Source organism: Rhodoferax mekongensis, from assembly GCF_032191775.1.
In the GTDB taxonomy this organism is placed as follows: Bacteria; Pseudomonadota; Gammaproteobacteria; order Burkholderiales; family Burkholderiaceae_C; genus Allorhodoferax; species Allorhodoferax mekongensis.
Genome location: NZ_CP132507.1, coordinates 1,801,322 through 1,824,155, shown reverse-complemented (window position 1 = coordinate 1,824,155; position 22,834 = coordinate 1,801,322). Strand labels below are relative to the sequence as shown.

At 60.1% G+C, this 22,834-nt stretch carries 21 protein-coding genes; 4 read left to right on the top strand and 17 right to left on the bottom strand.

The features are described 5' to 3' along the window. Nucleotides 1-93: 93 nt before the first annotated feature. The 8 genes from fabF to RAN89_RS08815 form a co-directional block, all read right to left on the bottom strand. The gene (fabF, locus tag RAN89_RS08850) at nt 94-1,338 is read right to left on the bottom strand and encodes a beta-ketoacyl-ACP synthase II (protein ID WP_313869215.1); all 1,245 of its coding nucleotides are present in this window, start codon (nt 1,336-1,338) and stop codon (nt 94-96) included. Between the two features lie 148 nt (nt 1,339-1,486). Then, on the bottom strand, nt 1,487-1,726 hold the full coding sequence (acpP, locus tag RAN89_RS08845; RefSeq protein WP_313869214.1) for an acyl carrier protein: 240 nt from the start codon (nt 1,724-1,726) through the stop codon (nt 1,487-1,489). A 100-nt stretch (nt 1,727-1,826) separates the two neighbouring features. Then, on the bottom strand, nt 1,827-2,573 hold the full coding sequence (gene fabG, locus RAN89_RS08840; protein WP_313869213.1) for a 3-oxoacyl-ACP reductase FabG: 747 nt from the start codon (nt 2,571-2,573) through the stop codon (nt 1,827-1,829). Next, the gene (gene fabD, locus RAN89_RS08835) at nt 2,570-3,520 is read right to left on the bottom strand and encodes an ACP S-malonyltransferase (protein ID WP_313869212.1); all 951 of its coding nucleotides are present in this window, start codon (nt 3,518-3,520) and stop codon (nt 2,570-2,572) included. Before fabD ends, fabG begins: the two co-directional genes overlap by 4 nt. Nucleotides 3,521-3,572: 52 nt before the next feature. Beyond that, entirely contained in the window at nt 3,573-4,550 is a 978-nt protein-coding gene (locus RAN89_RS08830) for a beta-ketoacyl-ACP synthase III (RefSeq protein ID WP_313869211.1), read from the bottom strand. A gap of 28 nt (nt 4,551-4,578) precedes the next feature. Continuing rightward, the gene (plsX, locus tag RAN89_RS08825; RefSeq protein WP_313869210.1) at nt 4,579-5,604 is read right to left on the bottom strand and encodes a phosphate acyltransferase PlsX; all 1,026 of its coding nucleotides are present in this window, start codon (nt 5,602-5,604) and stop codon (nt 4,579-4,581) included. 108 nt (nt 5,605-5,712) lie between these two features. Beyond that, a complete protein-coding gene (rpmF, locus tag RAN89_RS08820; RefSeq protein ID WP_087496852.1) occupies nt 5,713-5,895 on the bottom strand; it encodes a 50S ribosomal protein L32 in 183 nt (60 codons plus the stop codon). 119 nt (nt 5,896-6,014) lie between these two features. Next, a complete protein-coding gene (locus RAN89_RS08815; protein WP_313869209.1) occupies nt 6,015-6,551 on the bottom strand; it encodes a YceD family protein in 537 nt (178 codons plus the stop codon). Between the two features lie 25 nt (nt 6,552-6,576). On the opposite strand from RAN89_RS08815, the gene RAN89_RS08810 reads away from it, so the two are divergent. Together RAN89_RS08810 and RAN89_RS08805 are read left to right on the top strand one after the other, a co-directional pair. Beyond that, the gene (locus RAN89_RS08810; protein ID WP_313869208.1) at nt 6,577-7,182 is read left to right on the top strand and encodes a Maf family nucleotide pyrophosphatase; all 606 of its coding nucleotides are present in this window, start codon (nt 6,577-6,579) and stop codon (nt 7,180-7,182) included. After that, nucleotides 7,179-7,934 (top strand): SAM-dependent methyltransferase, encoded by a 756-nt coding sequence (locus tag RAN89_RS08805; protein WP_313869207.1) that lies wholly within the window; start codon nt 7,179-7,181, stop codon nt 7,932-7,934. Before RAN89_RS08810 ends, RAN89_RS08805 begins: the two co-directional genes overlap by 4 nt. 21 nt (nt 7,935-7,955) lie before the next feature. On the opposite strand, the gene RAN89_RS08800 is transcribed toward RAN89_RS08805, so the two are convergent. The 4 genes from RAN89_RS08800 to RAN89_RS08785 are packed head-to-tail and all read right to left on the bottom strand — an operon-like array spanning nt 7,956 to nt 11,173. Beyond that, on the bottom strand, nt 7,956-8,993 hold the full coding sequence (locus RAN89_RS08800; protein ID WP_313869206.1) for a S49 family peptidase: 1,038 nt from the start codon (nt 8,991-8,993) through the stop codon (nt 7,956-7,958). Further along, the gene (locus RAN89_RS08795; RefSeq protein ID WP_313869205.1) at nt 8,994-9,377 is read right to left on the bottom strand and encodes a Rieske (2Fe-2S) protein; all 384 of its coding nucleotides are present in this window, start codon (nt 9,375-9,377) and stop codon (nt 8,994-8,996) included. A 27-nt stretch (nt 9,378-9,404) separates the two neighbouring features. Then, nucleotides 9,405-10,079 carry an HAD family hydrolase gene (locus RAN89_RS08790; protein ID WP_313869204.1) on the bottom strand — a complete coding sequence of 225 codons (675 nt, stop codon included), beginning with the start codon at nt 10,077-10,079 and terminating at the stop codon, nt 9,405-9,407. Between the two features lie 8 nt (nt 10,080-10,087). Continuing rightward, nucleotides 10,088-11,173: an RluA family pseudouridine synthase gene (locus RAN89_RS08785; protein ID WP_313869203.1), complete on the bottom strand. Its 1,086-nt coding sequence runs from the start codon at nt 11,171-11,173 to the stop codon at nt 10,088-10,090. Nucleotides 11,174-11,669: 496 nt separating this feature from the next. Here RAN89_RS08785 and RAN89_RS08780 point away from each other — a divergent pair, with 496 nt between their 5' ends. Further along, entirely contained in the window at nt 11,670-14,621 is a 2,952-nt protein-coding gene (locus tag RAN89_RS08780; RefSeq protein ID WP_313869202.1) for an Rne/Rng family ribonuclease, read from the top strand. Between the two features lie 96 nt (nt 14,622-14,717). On the opposite strand, the gene RAN89_RS08775 is transcribed toward RAN89_RS08780, so the two are convergent. From RAN89_RS08775 to hemC, 5 genes are read right to left on the bottom strand one after another with little or no spacing between them, the layout of a single operon-like run. After that, nucleotides 14,718-15,794, bottom strand: coding sequence for a GGDEF domain-containing protein (locus tag RAN89_RS08775; RefSeq protein ID WP_313869201.1), 1,077 nt, complete (start codon nt 15,792-15,794; stop codon nt 14,718-14,720). A gap of 43 nt (nt 15,795-15,837) precedes the next feature. Then, a complete protein-coding gene (locus RAN89_RS08770; RefSeq protein WP_313869200.1) occupies nt 15,838-17,115 on the bottom strand; it encodes a heme biosynthesis HemY N-terminal domain-containing protein in 1,278 nt (425 codons plus the stop codon). 2 nt (nt 17,116-17,117) lie between these two features. Continuing rightward, nucleotides 17,118-18,182, bottom strand: a complete 1,065-nt coding sequence (locus RAN89_RS08765; RefSeq protein ID WP_313869199.1) for a uroporphyrinogen-III C-methyltransferase — start codon at nt 18,180-18,182, stop codon at nt 17,118-17,120. Then, nucleotides 18,179-18,973, bottom strand: coding sequence for a uroporphyrinogen-III synthase (locus RAN89_RS08760; RefSeq protein WP_313869198.1), 795 nt, complete (start codon nt 18,971-18,973; stop codon nt 18,179-18,181). Before RAN89_RS08760 ends, RAN89_RS08765 begins: the two co-directional genes overlap by 4 nt. An 8-nt stretch (nt 18,974-18,981) precedes the next feature. Further along, nucleotides 18,982-19,893, bottom strand: a complete 912-nt coding sequence (hemC, locus tag RAN89_RS08755) for a hydroxymethylbilane synthase (protein ID WP_313869197.1) — start codon at nt 19,891-19,893, stop codon at nt 18,982-18,984. A 97-nt stretch (nt 19,894-19,990) separates the two neighbouring features. Here hemC and ppc point away from each other — a divergent pair, with 97 nt between their 5' ends. Continuing rightward, nucleotides 19,991-22,813 (top strand): phosphoenolpyruvate carboxylase, encoded by a 2,823-nt coding sequence (gene ppc / locus RAN89_RS08750; protein ID WP_313869196.1) that lies wholly within the window; start codon nt 19,991-19,993, stop codon nt 22,811-22,813. The last annotated feature ends 21 nt before the right edge of the window (nt 22,814-22,834 follow it).

Here is a 22,834-nt window from a genome sequence, read left to right as displayed (position 1 = left end):
CCGTAAGGATGCGTCCCACACGGTGCGAGCGGTCTATGTGCCAACTGGTCGCTGGGGGGCGTTGCATCGTGCCTCAGCGTGCCGCCGTGAGATTCAAACGCGCTTGAACACCAGCGTGCCGTTGGTTCCACCAAAGCCGAAATTGTTTTTCACGGCCACATCGATCTTCATGTCGCGCGCCGTATTGGCGCAATAGTCCAGGTCACACTCCGGGTCCTGGTTGAAGATATTGATGGTGGGCGGGCTCTTTTGGTGATGCAAAGCCAGCACGGTAAACACCGATTCCAAGCCTCCTGCACCGCCCAATAAGTGACCGGTCATGGACTTGGTGGAGTTGACCACCACATTTTTGGCGTGATCGCCCAACGCTGCCTTGATGGCATTGCTTTCATTCACGTCACCCAAGGGCGTGGAAGTACCATGTGCATTCAGATAGTCCACCTGGTCTGCATTGACACCGGCATTGCGCATGGCACTCAACATCGCACGGCGCGGACCATCCATATTGGGGGCAGTCATGTGGCCTGCATCAGCACTCATGCCAAAACCGGCCAACTCAGCGTAGATTTTGGCGCCACGCGCCTTGGCGTGTTCATACTCTTCCAGCACCATCACACCGCCACCTTCACCCAACACAAAACCATCTCGGTCTTTATCCCAAGGACGGGATGCAGTGGCGGGGTCATCGTTGCGAGTGCTCAGGGCACGCATGGCGGCAAAGCCGCCAATACCCAACGGAGAAACGGTCGCTTCCGAGCCACCGGCAATCATGACGTCTGCATCACCATACTCAATCATGCGGCCCGCTTCACCAATACAGTGCAGCCCGGTAGTGCAGGCCGTCACGATCGCGATATTCGGGCCCTTGAAGCCGTAACGCATGGATACATGTCCTGCCGTCATGTTGATGATGGACGCAGGCACAAAAAACGGAGAAATCCGGCGCGGACCGCGGTTGGTGTACTCAGTGTGGGTGTTTTCAATCATCGGCAAACCGCCTATGCCGGAACCGATTACGCAACCGATACGGGTAGCCTCTTCCTCACCCAATTCGTCATTGGTCTTCAGGCCTGAGTCTTTCACCGCTTGCACTGCAGCCGCAATGCCGTAGTGAATGAATGTGTCCATCGTCCGCGCTTCTTTGGAGTTGATGTAGGACTCCAAGTCAAAGTTACGGACCTCACCCGCAATCTTGCAGGCGAACGCGGATGCGTCGAACTTGGATATCACGTCAATTCCGGACTTGCCGGCAAGCAGATTCGACCAAGCTTCGGTCACCGTATTTCCAACGGGACTGATACAACCTAAACCGGTAACAACAACGCGACGACGGGACATAGAAATCTGGATTCAGCAGTTCGTCAAAGAAATACCGCCTTTGGGCGATACAAGAGAATTCAAGAGAACCGGCCGGACACCATCAGGCATGCAGATCCTGCGGTTCCGGTCCGGGGGCGCGGAGCCTGTGCGGCACCGCAGAGGCCTATCAGGCCTTTTTGTGAGTGTTCGCGTAGTCGATCGCGTTTTGCACGGTAGTGATCTTTTCTGCGTCTTCGTCAGGAATTTCAATTCCGAACTCGTCTTCCAAAGCCATCACCAGTTCCACTGTGTCCAGGGAGTCGGCACCCAGATCAGCCACAAAGGACTTTTCGTTGGTGACTTGAGACTCTTCAACGCCGAGTTGTTCAGCAATGATTTTTTTGACACGGACTTCGATATCGCTCATGGGTTCCCTCTGAGGGTTGTAAAAGAATCCGAGATTTTACCCGCCCTAGAGACTTGTCTCTAACCGGGCCGCCGTTCGGACACTTCGGCGGTTTTTTTTCTTACATGTACATGCCGCCGTTGACGTGCATCTCCTGCCCTGTCACATAGCCCGCCTGAGGCGAAGCCAGGTAGCAAACCGCATGTGCAATATCAGCAGGCTTGCCTAGATGCCCCAGGGGAATCTGGCCCAGCAAGGCCTTTTGCTGCTCTTCGGGCAGCCCGGCCGTCATGTCGGTCTCAATGAAGCCCGGAGCCACGCAGTTCACAGTGATGTTGCGGGAACCCAGTTCGCGGGCCAGCGCACGGGTCATGCCCGCAACGCCTGCCTTGGCGGCCGCGTAGTTGGCTTGGCCGGGGTTGCCGGACGCACCCACCACCGAGGTGATGTTGATGATGCGACCGTAGCGCTGCTTCATCATGGTCCGTAGCACGGACCGGCTCATGCGGAACACGCCCTTCAGGTTGGTGTCCACTACGGCATCCCAGTCATCATCCTTCATGCGCATGGCCAAGGTGTCGCGGGTAATGCCAGCGTTGTTCACCAGAATGTGCAAACCGCCCTGCTCTTTGGCAATGGCATCCACCAAGGCATCGCCGGCAGCGCCATCCGTCACATCCAAGGCACGACCGTCGCAACCGGGAAAAGCGGCCAGTGCTTCGCGGATCTTGGCTGCACCTGCATCCGAGGTGGCGGTGCCAATCACCTTCACACCCTTGCGAGCCAGTTCCAGCGCAATCGCAGCACCAATGCCGCGCGAGGCGCCGGTCACCAAGGCCACCTGGCCTTCAAATTTCATTTCGCTCATGCCAACAAACCTTTCACTTCTTCCAAGGAAACCGGGTCAAACAGGGCTGCCCCGGTCATCTCGGCATCAATGCGCTTGACCATGCCGGCCAGTACCTTGCCGGGGCCACATTCCACCACAGTGGACAAACCGCGGGCTTTGATGACCTGCACACACTCCACCCAGCGCACCGGGCCAAAGGCCTGACGGTACAGCGCATCACGGATACGGTCTGCATCCATCTCAATCGCCACGTCAATGTTGTTGATCAAGGCGATCTGCGGGGTGGCGATCTCGATGTCTTCCAGGCGCGCCTTGAGCTTTTCGGCAGCAGGCTTCATCAGGCTGGAGTGGAAAGGCGCAGACACCGGCAGCAACAGCGCGCGCTTGGCGCCCGCAGCTTTCAGAATCTCACAGGCTTTGTCCACCGCTGCCTTACTGCCGGCAATCACGGTCTGTGCGGAGTCATTGAAATTCACCGCCTCGACGACTTCAGCACCGGAAGTGCCGAAAGCCGCCATTGCTTCTGCGCAGCCAGCTATCACTTTAGTAGCATCCATTCCAAGAATCGCTGCCATGGCGCCCACTCCCACGGGCACCGCCTCTTGCATGGCTTGGGCACGCAGGCGAACCAAGGGCGCCGCTTGAGCCAGTGTCAAGGCACCGGCAGCCACCAAAGCCGAGTATTCACCCAGCGAATGCCCGGCCACGGCTTGGGGCGCCAAGCCGGTTTCCGCCATCCAGACGCGATAGGCAGCCACAGCGGCGACCAACATCACCGGCTGCGTGTTGGTCGTGAGGGCCAGCGCCTCTTTGGGGCCTTCGTGGATCAGCTTGGCAACGTCTTCGCCCAAGGCATCAGAAGCTTCCTTCAAAGTTTCAGACACGATGGCATGGTCACCCCATGCATCCAGCATGCCTACGGATTGAGACCCCTGTCCGGGAAAAACAAAAGCAAAAGGTTTCATATCATTTCACCATCAAAACAGGCGCTAGCGCCCGTGGAGTTTGCGCAAGCAGCTACAAAGTCAGGAGCACAGCGCCCCAGGTAAAGCCTCCGCCTACGCCCTCAAGCATGAGGTTCTGGCCTCGCTGAACCCGACCCGACCGCACCGCAGAGTCCAAGGCCAAGGGGATGGAGGCTGCAGAGGTATTGCCATGCTGGTCCACGGTGACGACCACCTTGTCCATAGGCAACTTCAGCTTTTTGGCCGTGCTTTGCATGATGCGGATATTGGCCTGATGGGGAATCAGCCAGTCAATATCCGCCTCTGTTTTGCCGGCCTTGGCCAGCGTGGCCCGCGCTGCGTCTTCGAGCACGCCCACCGCGAGCTTGAAAACCGCCTGGCCGTCCATTTTCAAGAGAGGGTCACCCAGAATGTGGCCGTTGGACACGTGGCCGGGGACACACAAGATGCCGACATGCTTGCCATCAGCATGCAGGTCACTGGCCAAAATGCCGGGCGTATCAGAGGCTTCCAGCACCACTGCGCCCGCACCATCGCCGAACAGCACGCAGGTGGTGCGGTCGGTAAAGTCTAGCAAGCGGGAGAACACTTCAGCTCCCACCACCAGCGCCTTGTTGGCAGAGCCCGTGCGGATCAAGGCATCAGCCACTGTCAGAGCATAGACAAAGCCACTGCACACCGCCTGCACATCAAAGGCAGCGCCGCCATTGGCCCCCAGCTTGTTCTGAAGAATGCAAGCCGTAGAGGGGAACACCATGTCCGGAGTGGACGTGGCAACAATGATCAGGTCGATGTCAGAGGCTTGCAGGCCAGCCGCTTGCAATGCGTTTTTACAGGCCTCCAGACCCAGGTCACTGCTGTACACGCCGTCTGCCACGAAGTGACGGGCACGGATACCGGTGCGCTCAACAATCCACTCGTCCGATGTTTCGACCCCTTGGGCCGCCAACTCAGCGGCCAGGTCGGCGTTGGTCAGCCGACGGGGAGGCACATAGCTGCCGGTGCCTGTGATGCGGGAATAACGTGTCATGGGTGATGTGGTGGGCACCCCGTTCAGCTTATGCGCTTGCGTCCGCCACCGTCAAAAGAGCGGCAGCGTGGGCAATGCGGACCTGAACGCGGTCCAGCAAGTTGTTTCGGGCTGCATCATACGCGCGGTTCAAGGCATTGCCGAAGGACATCGCATCCGCTGATCCATGGCTCTTGAACACCAAGCCACGCAAGCCCAAAAGCGCCGCACCATTGTATCGACGGTGGTCAAAACGATTTTTAAAAGCATTTAGAACCGAATAAGCTGCGATAGCAGCCAGTTTGGTCAAAATGTTGCGAGAGAACTCGGCTTTCAGGAAGGTGCCGAACATCGATGCCAGACCTTCGCTGGTCTTGAGCGCCACATTCCCCACAAAGCCGTCACACACCACGATGGCTGCCGTGCCCTTGAAAATATCGTTGCCTTCCACATTGCCAACAAAGTTCAAGTCTCCCGTTTTGGCAGCAGATCGCAGCAGTTCACCTGCTTTTTTGATGACTTCGTTACCCTTAATAACTTCTTCACCAATATTGAGCAGACCGACCGAGGGAGACTCATCTCCACTCAACACCGACACCAAAGCAGAACCCATGACTGCAAACTGAAGCAAGTGCTCCGCACTGCAATCCACATTGGCACCCAAATCCAGCACCGTAGTGGCACCGCCCTTGGCGTTCGGAATCTGGCCCGCAATGGCCGGGCGCTCTATGCCGTCAATAGTCTTCAGGATATAGCGGGAGATGGCCATGAGTGCGCCGGTGTTGCCTGCGGATACAGCGGCTTGCGCGGCACCCTCTTTGACCTGTTGCACCGCCACCCGCATGGAGGAGTCCTTTTTCTTGCGCAATGCGACTTCCAAAGGATCGTCCATGGTGACCACTTCGCTGGCCAGCACCACCGTGGCGCGGGGATGCGAGAAGCCCTTCAAAGCTTCCGGTAAGCCTACGAGCACCAGAGCGGCATCCGGATGCCGGTCCAAAAACTCGGTGCACGCAGGCAAGGTCACTTGGGGGCCATGGTCGCCCCCCATGCAGTCAACGGCAATCGTAATCATGCGCTATTCAATCCAACGACAAGGTAGCGGGAGATTATCCGGCCCCAAAATGACAAAAGCCCGTCGCTACAGAAACTGTAGCTTCGGGCTTTGCGGGATTCAGAAGAATCAGGCTTCAGACTTGGTCTTCAGCACCTTGCGACCACGGTAGAAACCGGTGGGGCTGATGTGGTGACGCAGGTGGGTTTCACCAGTAGTTGGTTCCACAGCGATGCCAGGCACGTTCAGTGCGTTGTGCGAACGGTGCATGCCGCGCTTGGAAGGAGATTTTTTGTTTTGTTGAACGGCCATGATCGGCTCCTGGGCAAAGGTGCTGCGCAGGTGGCAACACGGTTAGGGTTAGTAAAACGCGGCGAGTCTCGCACACGAAGCCTGTGATTATAGCCCAAAGTCAGGACACTCGCCAAGGCCTACTTTTTGAGCTGCTGCAGAACCGCAAACGGGTTGGGTTTGTCGGCGGGTACATCCACAAAATCGGCATCGGCCGCCGCCAGCTTGACGGAGGTGGGACATTCCTCGTGCTTGGGAACCGCCGGAATGGACATCAGCAACTCGTCCTCCACCAGTTCCAGCAGATTGAACTCGCGGCTCATCACGAGCACGTCTTCTTCCGACTCTTCGTCTTCCACCTCCGCCAAGGCTTCATTGGCCACAAAACGGAAAGAGCGCTCAAACTCGATATCGACCGCCACGGGCCCGAGGCAACGCTGGCAGGTCATGGTCAGCGTAGTGGTTCCCGACAAGTGCACCCAAGGCTCATCCTGTCCAGCCGCGTCTTCCTGCATTTCGCCTTGGGCAGCAAACTCCACCATCACACCTTCTATAGGCCCCAACGATTCCTCGCGCAGACGCTCAAAGTCCGACAGCGGGAGGCTGGATTCCAGGTCACCGGCGGCCTGGGCGAATGCTTTGATGGAGAGGCTGCGGGGCGAGTATTCATGTTTCATGCGCGCAGTGTAAGAGAATCACCCTATGCAAAGTACCCCGCAAAGAAAACTCGTTTTAGGTTCCACCTCCGTCTACCGGCGTGAGCTGCTGGAGCGTATTCGCCTGCCCTTCAGCGTGGCTGCACCCCACGTAGATGAAACCCCCCAACCCGGCGAAACACCGGTGGCGCTGGCCCGGCGCCTGGCCCTCGCCAAGGCCCGTGCCGTGGCTGAAGTGCACCCGGATTGCATCGTGATCGGCTCCGACCAGGTGGCAGACCTCCATGGCCAGCCCCTCGGGAAACCCGGCACGCATGAACGGGCCATCGCCCAACTGCAAGCCATGCGCGGGCAGACTGTGATCTTCCAGACCGCGGTCGCCGTGGTCTGCCTGGCCACCGGCTTTGTGCAGGAAGATCTGGCGGCAGTGAAAGTGCAATTCCGCGACCTGTCAGACACCGAAATTGAGCATTACCTGCAAGCCGAAAAACCCTACGACTGCGCGGGCAGCGCCAAAAGCGAGGGTCTGGGCATCAGCCTGCTGGACGCTATCGACAACGACGACCCCACCGCGCTGGTGGGGCTACCCCTGATCCGCACCTGCCGCATGTTGCGCGCCGCAGGTCTGGACTTGCTGAGCACCGGCGCATGACGGGCACGCTGTACCTGGTGCCCGCGCCGCTGGATTTCGGCTGCGCCACACAAAGCCCCCTCTCTGACAGCATGCCGCAGCACACACTGAGCCGGGCGGCCAACCTGCGCCATTGGATTTGCGAAAACGCCAAGAGCACGCGAGCCTATCTCAAGCGGGTGGGGGAGTCTCACCCTTTGTGTGCCCCGATTCAAGAGATGCAGCTGCAAGAGCTGCCGCGCGAGGTCCACAAGAAAGGCGACCACCAAGGCGGCTTTGATGCCAAGCCTTTGTTGGCTGCTGCCCTGCAAGGACACGACGTGGGACTGGTGAGTGAAGCAGGTATGCCCGCCATCGCCGACCCAGGCTCTTCCGTGGTGCGCGCAGCCCATGAGTTGGGCATCCGCGTGGTTCCTCTGGTCGGCCCTGTATCCCTGTTGCTGGCGCTTGCTGCCAGCGGCTTGAACGGGCAGAACTTTGCGTTTGTGGGCTATGTGCCTTTAGACCCTGGCGAGCGGGTCAAGCGCATCAAGGAGCTGGAGTCCCTGGCCCTCAAAACCGGGCAAACACAGCTGTTTATCGAAACGCCCTACCGCAACACCGCCCTGCTCCAGAGCCTGCTACAAACCCTGCAGACCAACACCCGACTGGCCACGTCCAGCGGCCTCACGCTGGAAAGCGCCACCACCCACAGCCAGACCGTGAAGCTTTGGAAACACAGCGGGTGGGCGCTGGACAACGCCACACCGACGGTTTTTGCCCTGGGTCGCTAAATCAACCAGCCAGGCCAGTGTTCAGTGGAATGCAGGCAGACTGCGCGCGGCCTTGACGGCACCTTCGCCGATGGAGGCACCAAAGCGCTTGACCAGTCGTTCCGCCACATTCTCCTTGCGGGTGTAGTCCACGATTTCCTCTGCCTTGACCACCTCGCGGGCAACAAAGTCAATATTGCCCAGCTTGTCTGCAAGACCGAGGTCAATGGCTTGCTGGCCCGTCCAGAAGAGGCCGCTGAACATGTCGGGGGTCTCTTTCAGGCGCTTGCCACGCCCTTCTTTCACCACGCCAATGAACTGCTGGTGAATCTGGTCCAGCATGGCCTGCGCAAACACGCGCTGCTTGTCGGTTTGCGGGCTGAACGGGTCGAGGAAACCCTTGTTTTCGCCGGCAGTGAGCAGGCGGCGCTCCACACCCAGCTTTTCCATCAGCCCGGTGAAGCCGAAACCATCCATCAACACCCCGATGCTGCCTACGATGCTGGCTTTGTCCACATAGATTTCGTCCGCTGCCACCGCGATGTAGTACGCCGCAGAGGCACAGGTTTCTTCCACCACCGCGTACACCGGTTTCTTGTGCAAGGCCTTGAGGCGGTGGATTTCGTCATTGATGATGCCCGCCTGCACCGGGCTGCCACCGGGGGAGTTGATCAGCAAGACCACCGCCTTGGCGCCTTGGTCTTCAAAGGCAGCGCGCACTGAAGCGACCACCACTTCTGCGCTCGCTTCATTACCCGAGGCTATCTCACCATGGATGCTCACCACCGCAGTGTGAGGGGTTGAGATATCACTGGGCGTGCCGCTCTGCTGCATGCCCAACCAGACCACTACACACAGGAACCCCAGCCACGCCAGGCGGATGCCGTTGCGCCAGCGGCGGGCTGCGCGCTGTTCGACCAAGGCGGCCGTAGCCAGCTTTTCAAGCGTAGCCCGCTCCCAGCCGTCAGCTCCAGTAGCATTTTTTGCTATATTTTCAGGAGCTGTCCGCGCAGATTCCACGGGCGTTACTGGCGCTTTTGGCTCTTCTGGTTGGCCAGAAGGGAAGTTGAAGTCGGTCATTTAAAAGGATACCGGTTGAAGATGGGGTGAAGTATGCCAGTGGACCACGCCGTCCACCTCGGTTACGGCGATAGACACCAGTTTGCCCCGGCACGGCCCGCTGCGACACTGCCCCGTCTGGGGGGAATACATGGCACCGTGGGTGGCGCAGATCAGCCAATGACCGGTTAAGTCAAAAAACCGGTTGGGCTGGTAGTCCATCTCCATGGGCACGTGGGAGCAGCGGTTCAGATAGGCATATACCTTGCCCGCGTAGCGAATGGCAAAGGCATAACAGGTCTGCCCGCAATAGATCACGTCAAAGGGCACCGCCAGCCCGCTATCCACCAGATCAGCGGAGTTGCACAAGGCAATTCCGGGGGTATCGGGAACAGCGTCCGGCATGAGGGCTCCTTGTCAGGCTAATAAGGTTCAGGCGTTGGCCTGCAACCAGGCATCCAACTCCGCTACCGAGTGGGCAATCGTCAGGGGGCCCAGCGCGGCTAAACTGTCCGGCTCATGCGCGCCGTAGCTCACGGCCACACTGGCACACCCGGCGTTCACCGCCATTTGCAGGTCGTGGGTGGTGTCACCGATCATCAGCACGCTGTCAGCCGCCACTCCGAATTCCATCATCAGCTCCTGCAACATCAGGGGGTGCGGCTTGCCGGCGGTCTCGTCTGCGGTGCGCGAGCCATCAAAAATGCCTTGGAGGTTCACATCGCGCAGTGCCTCATTCAGCCCACTACGGCTTTTGCCGGTGGCCACCGTCAACAGATGCTGGCGGGCTTTGAGCCGATCCAGCATCTCCAGCACCCCGGTAAACAGGGTAATGTCGTTCTGATGCACGCTGTAATGGTGCTTGTAGCGGGCGCCCAGCTGCGGGTATTTTTCGGGTGGCACGTCAGGCGCGGCATGGGCCAGCGCCTGCATCAGCCCCATACCGATCACGTAAGCCGCATCTTTGTCACTCGGTACGGTACCGCCCACATCCTTCACCGCCAGCTGGATACAGCGGGTGATCAGGGCCGTAGAGTCAAACAGAGTGCCATCCCAATCGAATGCGATCAGGTCAAAACGACGAGGGCGAAAAGCGTTGGAATTCATGCCCCGATTTAACCCTGAACCAGAGCCGCCGCACCCGGCGCTTCCGGAATGGCCTGCACAAGAAAACGGGCAAGCTCGGGGGGCAGACCTGTCTGCAGGACCACCCGCTCACCCGTAGCGGGGTGGTTGCATTGGAAACGCCAGGCATGCAAAAACATGCGCTTGAGCGCCACAGCCCCGTCTTCACGTGCCAGCGCCTTGTTCAACTCGAAGTCGCCATATTTGTCGTCACCCACAATGCCCATGCCTTCCGAGGCCAGGTGCACCCGGATCTGGTGGGTCCTGCCGGTTTTGATGGTCACTTCCAGCAAGGAATAGATCTTTTGTTGCGGTGTTTGCGCCGCGCGGGCTGCCGGGGTCACGGAGTGCACCTTGACCAGACTCAAGGACGGCATGGCATCGGGGTGGTCTTTGGCCACCACCCGCACGCGGCGCTCGCCATCGGGCAGCAGGTATTTCTGCAGGGATTTGTCCAAAACCTTTTTGTTGGCCGGCCATTGTCCAGCCACCAGCGCAAGGTACGTTTTGCCGGTTTCCCGTTCCCGGAACTGATCTTGCAAATTCTTTAGGGCGCTGCGCTTCTTGGCAACCAGCAAGATGCCGCTGGTTTCCCGGTCCAGCCGGTGCACCAATTCCAAAAATGTCGCTTTGGGGCGCGCCATGCGCAGCTGCTCGATGACGCCAAAGCTCACCCCCGAACCGCCATGCACGGCTACCCCGGCAGGTTTGTCGACCACCAAAAAATGGTCGTCTTCAAACAAGACCGGAAAATCCTTGGCCGGAACGAAACGCCCCACCTGTTCGGCCATTGCAGCGGTTTTCTGTTCCGCACGCTCAGAGGTACGCACTGGCGGCAGACGGATGACGTCGCCCACGGCGATACGGGTATCGGCGCTGGCGCGACCTTTGTTTACGCGGACTTCACCGCTGCGGATGATGCGGTAGACATGAGTTTTGGGCACTCCTTTGAGTTCCCGCATCAGGAAGTTGTCCAGACGTTGGCCGGCGCTGTCTTCATCCACCTTCACCGTTTTGACTTGGGAGTTGGCAGGGGGGGCCGGTGAAGGCGGATTGCCCTCTATAATGTGTTTCACTAGCGACGCGCCGTAAGTGGTTGATTTGTCTGGAGTTTAGTCCACACCCCACTGAACGCTTCGCTGGAAGGTCGAAGCCGCCGTTGGGCGCGACCCGCAAATCACACGCCAGCTGCTTGTGATGGCGGTGTCACCCAAAGGTCAAGACTACGAATTGAAACCCTGATACGGAATACCCCAAATCCGCCAACCCACGGTTGACGGACGGAATGAAACGAGATGTTTGTGTTGCTAAGCCTGATGACCATGTGCCTACGGAGCGTATTCGCCCCGTTTGGTGGCACAAATCGGCCTGCAGCCCCGGTACCACCAGCGCAACCAGCTAGCAATTTTGTAGCAGGTTCACAAACGCAATCCCTCGTCCCCATCCCCGCGCCTACGCTTAGCCACCTTCGGTGACACATAGCTCTCCGGCAATTCCTCCTCACTTCAATTCGTCAGTCCGGCTCCGTTAGCCCCACACAGGGCATGTGCTTATTGAAGAAGGATGCAATCCATGAAACGGATGCTGATTAACGCCACGCAGGCTGAAGAACGCCGCTTGGCTATCGTCGACGGACAAAAACTCCTCGACTACGAAATTGAAATTGAAGGCCGCGAACAGCGCAAGGGCAACATCTACAAAGCGGTCGTGACCCGTGTAGAGCCGTCACTGGAAGCTTGCTTTGTGGACTACGGCGAAGACCGCCACGGTTTTCTGCCCTTCAAGGAAATTTCCAAACAGTATTTCCAGCAGGGCGTGTCTGCGAGCAATGCCCGCATCCAGGACGCGATCCGCGAAGGCCAGGAGCTGCTGGTTCAGGTCGAAAAAGAAGAACGTGGCAACAAGGGCGCAGCTCTGACCACTTTCATCTCGCTGGCCGGCCGCTATGTGGTGCTGATGCCCAACAACCCCCGTGGTGGTGGCGTCTCACGCCGCATCGAGGGTGACGACCGCGCCGAACTCAAAGAAAACATGGACCAGTTGGAATACCCCAACGGCATGTCCATCATCGCCCGTACCGCCGGCATCGGCCGCAGCGCGCCCGAACTGCAGTGGGACCTGAACTACCTCCTGAAACTCTGGGGCGCCATCGACGGTGCCGCCAAGGGCGCCAAGGGTGCGTTCCTGATTTACCAAGAGTCTTCTTTGGTTATCCGCGCGATCCGCGACTACTTCAACCACGACATCGGCGACATCCTGATCGACACCGATGACGTGTACGAGCAGGCCCAGCAATTCATGGCCCACGTGATGCCTGAGCACGCAGCCCGCGTGAAGCGTTACCGTGACGATGCGCCGCTGTTCAGCCGCTTCCAGATCGAACACCAGATCGAATCGGCCTATGCCCGCACCGTGACCCTGCCTTCCGGCGGCGCCATCGTGATCGACCACACCGAAGCTTTGGTTTCCGTGGACGTGAACTCGGCCCGCGCCATCAAGGGCGGTGATATCGAAGAAACCGCCACCCGCACCAACCTGGAAGCTGCTGACGAAGTGGCCCGCCAGATGCGCTTGCGCGACTTGGGTGGCTTGATCGTGATCGACTTTATCGACATGGAAGAGTCCCGCAACCGCCGCGAAGTGGAAAACCGCTTGCGCGACGCGCTGCGCCAGGACCGCGCCCGCGTGCAGTTCGGCACCATTTCCAAATTCGGTTTGATGGAAATGAGCCGCCAGCGCCTGCGCCCGGCTCTATCCGAAGGTGCATCCATCCCCTGCCCCCGTTGCGGCGGCTCCGGCCACATCCGTGATACCGAATCCAGCGCGTTGCAGATTCTGCGCATCATCCAGGAAGAGTCCCTCAAGGACAACACCGCCTCGGTGCTGTGCCAGGTTCCTGTGGAAGTGGCTTCGTTCCTGCTGAACGAAAAGCGTACTGAAATCGCCAAAATTGAGCTGAAGCAACGCATCAACGTGTTGATGGTGCCCAACAAGACTCTGGAAACTCCCAACTACAAGCTCGAGCGCTTGAAGCACGACGATCCCCGTCTGGACCACATCGAAGCCAGCTACAAGATGGCCGACGACATGGAAGAAGCCACCGGCGTGACCCGTCGCTCGCAAGAGCCCACCAACAAGCAGACCCCTGTGATCAAGGGCGTGCTGCCGGATGCACCGGCTCCCATTGCACCGCCCAAGCCTGAGCCCGTCAAGGCTGCTCCGGCACCGGTGGCAGCGCCTGTTGCAGCTCCGGCATCCAAAGGATTCTTCGGATGGATCAAGAGCTTGTTTGCTGCGCCTGAAGCCGCACCTGCGCCTGCCGCAGCGCCTGCGCCGGCCAAGACTGATGACAAACGTGAAGGCCGCAACGGACGCGATGGCAACCGTCGCAACCAGCGCGGTGATCGCAGCGGCGAGCCACGCAACGAAACCCGCCCCGATAACCGTGGCGAGCGTTCCGAACGCGGTAACCGCAACGAACGTGGTGAACGCAACGGCCGTGGTGAACGCGCAGAGCGCCAAGACCGTGGCAACCGCAATGAACGCGGCGAGCGCAACAGCGTGCCCCGTCAGGAGCGCATGGATGGCGAGCAGTCCAAAGCCGTAGGCGCTGAAATCAGTCTGCAAGCCGACGGCGCACCCGCACCACAAGCGCGCGAAGGCCGCCAGGAGCGCGGTAACCGCAATGAACGCGGCAACCGTGGTCCCCGCAATGGCGATCGCAACGACAACGCAACCCGCAACGCAGAGGTGAATGCGGAAGCGCCTGCAGCCCAAGCTTCGGCAGAAGGCGTGGAAGCAAGCGCGGAGTCGCAAGGTGAAGCGCGTGAGCCACGTGAAGGGCGTAACCGCAATGGCCGTGGCCGCCGAAACGACCGTGGCCCACGCCAGGACGAGGCCAACCGTGTAGATCAGCCCGGCGAGTTGCCCGTTGCTGAAGGTACAGACGCCGCTTCAGCAGCCGACGTACCCTCAGAAGGAACCACAGGCCAGGAACCACGCGAACGCCGCTCCCGCGACCGTTATGGCCGCGACCGTGGCAATCGCGGGTCGCGTGGTGAAAATGGGCAGCGCCAGCAGGCTGACGGACAGGAAGCCTCTCCGGCTACCTTTGACGCTGCACCTGCACCGGAGTCTGCTCCCGTAGCCCCAGTTGAGGCAGTGGCACCCCTAGCTTCGGCATCCCCGGTCGCTCCTGTAGCTGCGCCGGTCACTGTCGCCACGACTACAGCTGCTTCCGTGGTGGCTGCTCCCGAAGGCCGCATGCCCAAAGTGGTGAGCTATGCGCTTCCTACTGAAGCACTGGCTCAAGTGGCATCCAGCGCCGGCCTGCAATGGGTGAATTCAGATGCTGACAAGATTGCCGCGGTTCAGGCCGCCATTGCTGCCGAACCCAAACCGGTTCATGTGCCCCGTGAGCGTCCCGCCCCCGTGGTGCTGGATGACCGTCCGTTGGTTCTGGTGGAAACCCGCCGCGACTTGCGCGACATGAAGCTGCCGTTTGAAGAAAACCAAACAGCCTAAAGCATAGACTTGTCATCCCTCAAAAGGGGATGACAAGGGCCAACAAGAAGGGCGCCTGTCGGGCGCCCTTTTTGTTGGATTGACGCAATCCGAAGATCAAAAAATATCAACCGCACCGATCTTCAATGCTTCGCCGAAAAAGCCCTTGCGGACCAACTCTGCGTGGCTGAACACCTTGTTCTGTCCGTGATGTTGGGCATAGTCCACAGCACGCTCGGCGCGCTCCAATGCGGTGCTGGGAGAGTCGTCCGGGCTGACCCGGGTGAAACCGCCACTGATAGTAAGGCGCCCCACCTGCGGGAAATTGAACTTTTCGATATTGGCCCGGAAACGCTCAAATGCCGCCAACACCAAGGCCTCATCGGGGCAATGCATCAACACCGCAAACTGCTCGCCACCGAAGCGGTACAAGCGGTCGTAGGTGCGGAAGGTATTGTTCATGATGCGGGCTACCAGCAACAAGACTTCTTCGGCAATCAAATGCCCATGCTGGTCGTTGATCACCCCGTAACTATCCACGGATATCGTGCCCAACCAGTAATTCGGCGGGACACGGTGACGCCTTTCCTGCCCTGCCGAGAGCGCTGGCTGCCGCGCTGCCGCTGCAGCTTCATCCACCTGCCCCAACTCCTCCAGTACTGCGCTGTAAAAGGTGTCGTCCAGGGATTTGCGGTTCAACAAACCGGTCAAGGCATCGCGGTCGCTGTAGGCCAACAAGCGATACATGTTGCGGAACACACGGGACACATCCCCCACCACCGCCAACTGCTCATCCATCAGGGCGCTGGCAGAGTGAATTTCCAGCACAGCTTCATCACCCGCCACCGGATCTGTAAAAAGCGGCAGGTAAGTGATGCGCGGACCATTCTCGCCCGCCCAGGCAATTTCCACACGCTCCTGCCGCTGTATGCAGTGCAGCCGGTCCCGGTTGTCTTCCAACAAGGGCAAGGTCTGGAAATCGACCCGCAGCGGATCCACCACTTTGCCGCCCCCGCGGGCATCCAGCACGGTGACATCCATCCAGCGCTTGACGCCTTCTTCGCTGAGTACCTTGGAAACCAACACCCGCTGGATGGGTATCAGGTCTATCAGGGCTTTGGAAAGTGTGAGTTCGAGCAAATCACGGTCTCTGTGGTCCGTGAGCTTGATCAGGTGTTCGATAAGTGTGGCCATGAAACCATAATAGCCCTAACGCGCAAGCGCGTCACCAAGGGTTTTACGCCTTGGCAGCAGCTTTGTAGGCCTCGGCCGCGCCCTTGGTGTCCAGGCGGTGCTCGGCAAGTTCGGCCATAGCCAGCCAAGCCCGACGTTTCATATCTGCATCTTTGAGCATGGGGATGGCTTGGCGCAACAATGCCTGGGCCTTGCCCCACAGAGACAAACGCACACACAGCACCCCTGCAAGGTATTGCAGCAGAGGGTCGCCAGGCTGTGCCATCTGGGCTGTCTCAATACGCGAGAGCCAGACGCCATCGGGCTGGGTTTCTTCCGACATGAAACTGCGTTCCAACACGCGGACCAGACGCACTCGTTGCTCGTAGCTCATTGCCGGAGCCTGTGGATTTTGGCCCTGCCACAAAGGCAACACCCACAAGCGGGCGGTCGCTACGTCACCATCCAGCACAAGCAACCTCTCTGCCGCCTCGAGCGCCACATCAGGCAAGAGACGTTCCGGGCTATCCAGTGCAGCCCACGCCTGCTCTAGCTGCGCCGCATCATGCGCGCCGCGCAGCAGCTCCAATGCCAGCCCCCGCACGATGCCGGTGCCTGCAACTTCCGAAAACGCGCGGTGCTTGGTCAGCACACGGGCAGCGTCCAGCGCCACTCGCGTGTTGCGGGCTTGACGCGCCGCCTTGAAACGCAATCGCAAGGCAATCGTGCGGCGGGCGGTACCCACGGGCAGTTGCTCCAGCCATTGGACTGCTCCGGTGGAATCCCGGTCTTCGAGGGCCCAGCGGGCGGCACGCAGCTGGACACCATCGCGCAGGTCGCTCGCATCCTTGCTGCCCGCCTCCTGCAACGCCCGCTGAAAATGGGTTTCTCGTGTGCCACGGTCTTGCAATGCGTGCGCACTCTCCGCAGCCAGCAAATGCGCCAGCGTGCGCAGCCGCGCCGCATCGGGCAAGGCGTCTCCGCTGGAGAGCATCGCATCTTCCACCGCAACCACGACCTCCGCAGCCTTGCGTGCCCGCACAAAACGGCCGGCTACCAAATGCGAGATCGTGTCCAGCAAACCGGAATAAATTGTGCGCTCTTTGTAGGACAAGCGCCAGCGGCGCGCCTGCTGTGGAATGCTGAACAACCCGGAGATCCCTCGCAGTGCAAGGTGCAGCGTGATAAAGGCCAGCGCCAAAGCCAGCAACACCAGATTCAGGGACATGTCGACCCGGTAAGGCGGCCAGTACAAAGTCACAGTGCCTTGGTTGTTCCCTGCAAACAAGGCGGACGCCACCGCCATACAGAACAAGGCCATCAGCCATAGAGCAAAGCGCATGGTCAGCGTCCTGCAGCCGCGGTAGCCAGAGCCGCCAGCGTCTCATCCACTCGAGGAATTTCCAGGGTCCGCATCTGCAATTGCAACTGCTGCAAGGCGGCTTGGGCGGTCTGGGTCTTTCGAGAACCGGCATCGAAATACCGGGTCAAGGCGTTGGACGCAGCCACCAGATCCGCTCGCGCAGCATCCGTCTGGCGGGACAGCAGGCCCAATCGGGCATTCAAGACCTTGAGCTTGAAGTTTTCGCGCACGAAGAACGATTGTTCCGGCGAGAGCAGGGCCACGTCGGGGTTCTCGATCTTGCTCACCCGCACCAAGCCGCGTACCTCCTCGCGCACCAACTCCAGCATGCGACCGGACCAGCCGGTGAGGGTCTCGTCATTCTTGCGCTGCAGGCTGGGCACAGACTTGGGGGCCTGCACTGCGTTACCCACTGGCAGCTCATCCGCCAAGGAAACCAACTCGTCCAGCCGAACCAGCATGGCCGGCGTGTCAGACAAGGCGGTGCCCTTGATACGGGCGACATCCTTGGCAATGGCCCGCTGCACCGGTGTCAAACGCGGCTGTGCTGCACGGGCCACACGCAATTCCGCCGACTTGAGCGACGCCAGCAAAGGCTCCACACTGCCTGTCAGCTGGGCTTGTTGCTGGGCCAAACGCAGCGATGATTCAATGTCGACCACCAGGTTCTCATCGCGCGAGCGCGACAGGCTTTGCATCAATTCTTCGAGCTGCGTGCGTTGCAGGGCAACCTCACTGAGTCGCGCATCCAACACGGCCAACTTGGCGGCCGTTTCAATCGCCAGTTCTTGGGCCTGCTTGGCGGTCGCGCGGGCTTCACCTGCTTGGCTGCCGGACTCCGCTGTCTGGCGGGCCAACTGCTCTTGGATGTTGCCCAGTTTTTGCCACAGCAAGACGCTGCCGATCACACCGGCTACCGCCACCACCGCCACCCCACGCAACCATCGGCGGGAGGACTTCACGGTAGGGAGAAGAGCGCCCGGAAAAGGCGCTGCGGGCGCGTCAGATACTGCCGGTGCTTCAGGGGCGGATGCTTCTGGATTCATTGCAGGGATTCTATCGACGCCATCAGCGCCGGCAGCAGTGGCTTGGACTCCCGCACCCGACCGAATCCGGCTTCCCGTGCGGCATCTCCAATGCGCGCATGGGTCACCACCGCTTGCGCTTGCTGCCAGCTCACACCGGGGCAGCATTGCTGGAGGTTGCGGATGGCCTCGGAACTGCTGAACACCCACACCGTACCATCGGTGGCGGCGGCTTGGGCCTGTGCGATGGTGGATGCGTCCCATTGAGGGCGCTGGCGCTCATAGGAAACCACAAACTCCACCTTACCACCGGCATCCATCACCTGCCGGGCAAACCAGTCGCGCCCGGAGCCTTCATCGCTGGCTCCTTCGTCAATGGTACTGCCGCGAACAATCAACACCCGATAACCGGGCGCGACCCGGCTTCGCACTACGGCCCAAAGGGCCTCTGAATCAAACTGCCCTGCCTGGAAGTCAGGCGCGTCCACAAAACCGGGCTCCGCACCAACCCGCTGCAAGGCGGAGTAACTGCCCGGCCCGGTGACGAATGCTCTTGTTTTTATAGCTGCTTGCACAGTAAATACAGGCGCCAAGCCCACTTTTCTTTCAAAAAAGTGGTACACCGCGTTACGACTCACAAACATCACTGCGTCAAAGTCGGAGAGACGGCTCCACGCGGATTCCACGTGCGCGGACTGCGCGGCGGGACGGATGTCAATCAGCGGCAGGCTCCAGCTGGTGTAGCCGGCAGCATCCAAAGCCTTGAGCCACGGAGCAGCCTCTGCCTGGGGGCGAGTGATGATGACGCGCATGGGAAACCTTATCGTGTCTGGGCCTGCACCGCAGCCTGCAAGTCGCGGGCAACCTGCTCGCCGAGTGCAGTGGCCTCGGCGGCATTTTTGGCAAGGCCGGAGGCCCGGGCATAGACCACCGGCTGGATGCCCTCTGCGTCGCCCCAGGCTGCGCGGATATGCAGCTCATCACCGGAGATCGTGGCATAGGCCGCCAATGGCATGGAGCAACTTCCTCCCATCATGCGGCTCACCGCGCGTTCGGCACTCACAGCCAGCCAGGTGGGCTGGTGAACGAGGTGCTGCAAAGCCGCCTCCACATCTTGCCGGCCGGCACGGATTTCAATACCCAGCGCGCCCTGACCTGCAGCGGGCAGCATTTGCTCGGGCTCAAACACGGCCCGAATGCGAGACTCCATCCCCAGACGCTTGAGTCCGGCGGCAGCCAGCACGATGCCGTCGTACAAACCTTCGTCCAACTTGCGCAAGCGGGTGTCCAGGTTGCCCCGCAGAGGTTCGATTTTCAGGTCCGGGCGGATGGCGCGCAGCAAGGCCACACGGCGCAAACTGGAGGTACCCACCACGGCACCCTGCGGCAAATCCATCACGCTGGCATAGGTGCCGGACACCCAGGCGTCCCGGGGGTCTTCACGCTCCATCACGCAGGCCAGCGCAAAGCCTTCGGGCAACTCCATGGGAACGTCTTTGAGGGAATGGACCGCGAGGTCAGCACGGCCTTCCTCGAGAGCAACTTCCAATTCCTTGACAAAGAGTCCCTTGCCACCGACCTTGCTGAGCGAGCGATCCAGAATCTGGTCGCCCTTGGTCGTCATGCCCAGCAGGGTGACGGACGCGCCATTTTTCTCCAGCAATGCTTTGACGTGTTCAGCTTGCCAGAGAGCCAGTCGGCTCTCGCGTGTGGCGATCGTAAAATTGGACAAAATCGTAACCCGGCTGTAATCGAAAATAGGCCTTCGATGCTAGCATGGGCGCGTTCCTTGCTTCATGCGAAGCCTCTCTCACCTCACTCCCAGACCTATGAATAAAGCACCTGCCGCAGAAACGGCCAAGCGCGCAAAAGACAACGAGCGTCCCTTGGTAGAAGACATCCGCCTCCTTGGGCGCATTCTGGGGGATGTGATCCGGGAGCAAGAAGGTGTGGATGCTTATGAGCTCATCGAAAAAATCCGCACCCTGTCGGTGGCTTTCCGCCGGGATGCCGACCAGGAAGCCGACAAGGCACTCAAGAAATTGCTCAAGAGCCTGTCTGGCGACCAGACCGTCAGCGTGATTCGCGCATTCACCTATTTCTCGCACCTTGCGAACCTGGCCGAAGACCGCCACCATATCCGCCGCCGTGCCATCCACGAGCGTGCCGGTGATACCCAGGAAGGCAGCATTGAAGTTGCCATGTCCCGCCTGCGTTGGGCCGGCATTGCGCCCAAGGCAATTTCCAACACACTCGCCCAAAGCTTTGTGTCCCCGGTGCTCACGGCCCACCCCACCGAAGTGCAACGCAAGAGCATTCTGGATGCCGAGCGTGACATCGCCCAGCTGCTGACCCAGCGCGATGAGATCAAGCAACGCGCCAGCATCGTCGACAGCAAAAAAGACGCACTCACCCCCAAAGAACTGGCGGCCAATGAAGCCCAGATGCGCGCCCGCGTCATGCAGCTCTGGCAGACCCGCCTGTTGCGCTTCTCCAAGCTCACCGTGGCCGACGAAATTGAAAACGCCCTGAGCTATTACGAGTCCACCTTCCTGCGCGAAATCCCCAAGCTTTACGCCGACCTCGAAGACATGCTGGGCAACCAGCCGGTGCACAGTTTTTTGCGCATGGGCCAATGGATAGGCGGCGACCGAGATGGCAACCCCAACGTCAGCGCACAGACTCTGGAATACGCCCTGCGCCGTCAGGCAGAGGTAGCCCTGCGCCACTACTTGACCGAGGTGCATTACCTGGGCGGTGAGCTGTCCATCTCTGCCATGCTGGCCGACTGCACCCCTGAGATGCAAGCCCTGGCCGAAAGCTCGCCCGACCAGAATGCCCACCGCAAGGACGAGCCCTACCGCCGTGCCCTGACCGGCATGTACGCGCGTCTGGCTGCGACCCTCAAGGAACTGACCGGTACCGAGGCTGCGCGTCATGCTGTGGCGCCCCAAAATCCGTACCTGAAGGCCGAAGATTTCGTGGCTGACCTGCGTGTGATCGAGGCCTCCCTCAAAGCCAACCACGGCGCTGCACTCACAGCCCAACGCCTGCACCCCTTGATCCGTGCAGTGGAAGTGTTCGGCTTCCACCTGGCCACGGTGGACTTGCGCCAGAGCTCTGACAAGCACGAGGAAGTGGTCGCCGAGTTGCTGTCCACCGCCCGCGTGCATGCCGACTACAGCAGCTTGGGCGAAGCAGAAAAACGCACCCTGCTGCTAGGCCTGCTCAACGACGCCCGCCCCCTGCGCGTGCACGGCGCGGAGTACTCGGCCCATGCGCAGGGTGAGCTGGCGATTTTTGCCATGGCCAAGGTGATGCGCGAGCGCTTCGGCGTAGAGGCCATCCGCCACTACATCATCAGCCACACCGAAACCGTGAGCGACTTGCTGGAAGTCCTGCTGCTGCAAAAGGAAGTCGGCCTGATGCGCGGCACCCTGGATGCAGAAGCGACTGCCGACCTGATCGTGGTGCCTCTGTTCGAGACCATTGAAGACCTGCGCAACGCTGCGCCCATCATGCGTGAGTTCTACGCGCTGCCCGGCGTGGCCGAGTTGGTCAAGCGTAGCGGTGGCGAGCAGGACATCATGTTGGGATACTCCGACTCCAACAAGGACGGCGGCATCTTCACCAGCAACTGGGAACTGTACCGGGCAGAAATCGCCTTGGTCGAATTGTTTGACGTGCTGGCTGCCCAACACAAGATCCAGCTGCGCATGTTCCACGGCCGCGGCGGCACCGTGGGTCGCGGCGGCGGCCCGAGCTACCAGGCCATCCTGGCCCAGCCTCCCGGCACCGTGCGCGGTCAGATCCGCCTGACCGAACAAGGCGAGGTGATCGGCTCTAAATACGCCAACCCTGAGATCGGTCGTCGCAACTTGGAAACCCTGGTCGCAGCTACCTTGGAAGCCACTTTGCTGCAACCCACCAAATCGGCTACCAAAGCCTTCTTGGAGGCCGCTGCCGAGCTGTCGCAAAACAGCATGTCGGCCTACCGGGCGCTGGTGTACGAAACCCCCGGCTTTACCGAATACTTTTTCAGCTCCACGCCACTGCGCGAAATTGCCGAACTCAACATCGGCTCCCGCCCTGCTTCGCGCAAGGCTTCCCAGCGCATTGAAGACCTGCGTGCGATCCCCTGGGGCTTCAGCTGGGGCCAGTGCCGCTTGACGCTGCCCGGCTGGTTCGGATTCGGCTCCGCTGTGCAGAAGTTCATCGGCAACGGTACCGTTGCGGAGCAAAAAGAACGCGTGGCGTTGCTGCAAAAGATGTACAAGCAGTGGCCCTTCTTCCGCACCCTGCTCTCCAACATGGACATGGTGATGGCCAAGAGCAACCTAGCTTTGGCTTCGCGCTATTCCGAGCTGGTGGGCGATGCGCGCTTGCGCAAGAAGATTTTCACGGCCATCGAGGCCGAGTGGCATGGCACCGCCCAAGCGCTTGCCACCATCACCGGTGAAAAGAACCGCTTGGCCAACAACGCCGCATTGCAGCGCTCCATCCGTCATCGCTTCCCCTACATCGACCCCCTGCACCACCTGCAAGTGGAGCTGGTACGTCGTTACCGCGAAGGCAAGGCGGACGAACGGGTGCAGCGCGGTATCCACATCTCCATCAACGGCATTGCAGCCGGCCTGCGCAACACAGGCTGACAGTGCGATCTCCCGCAATAA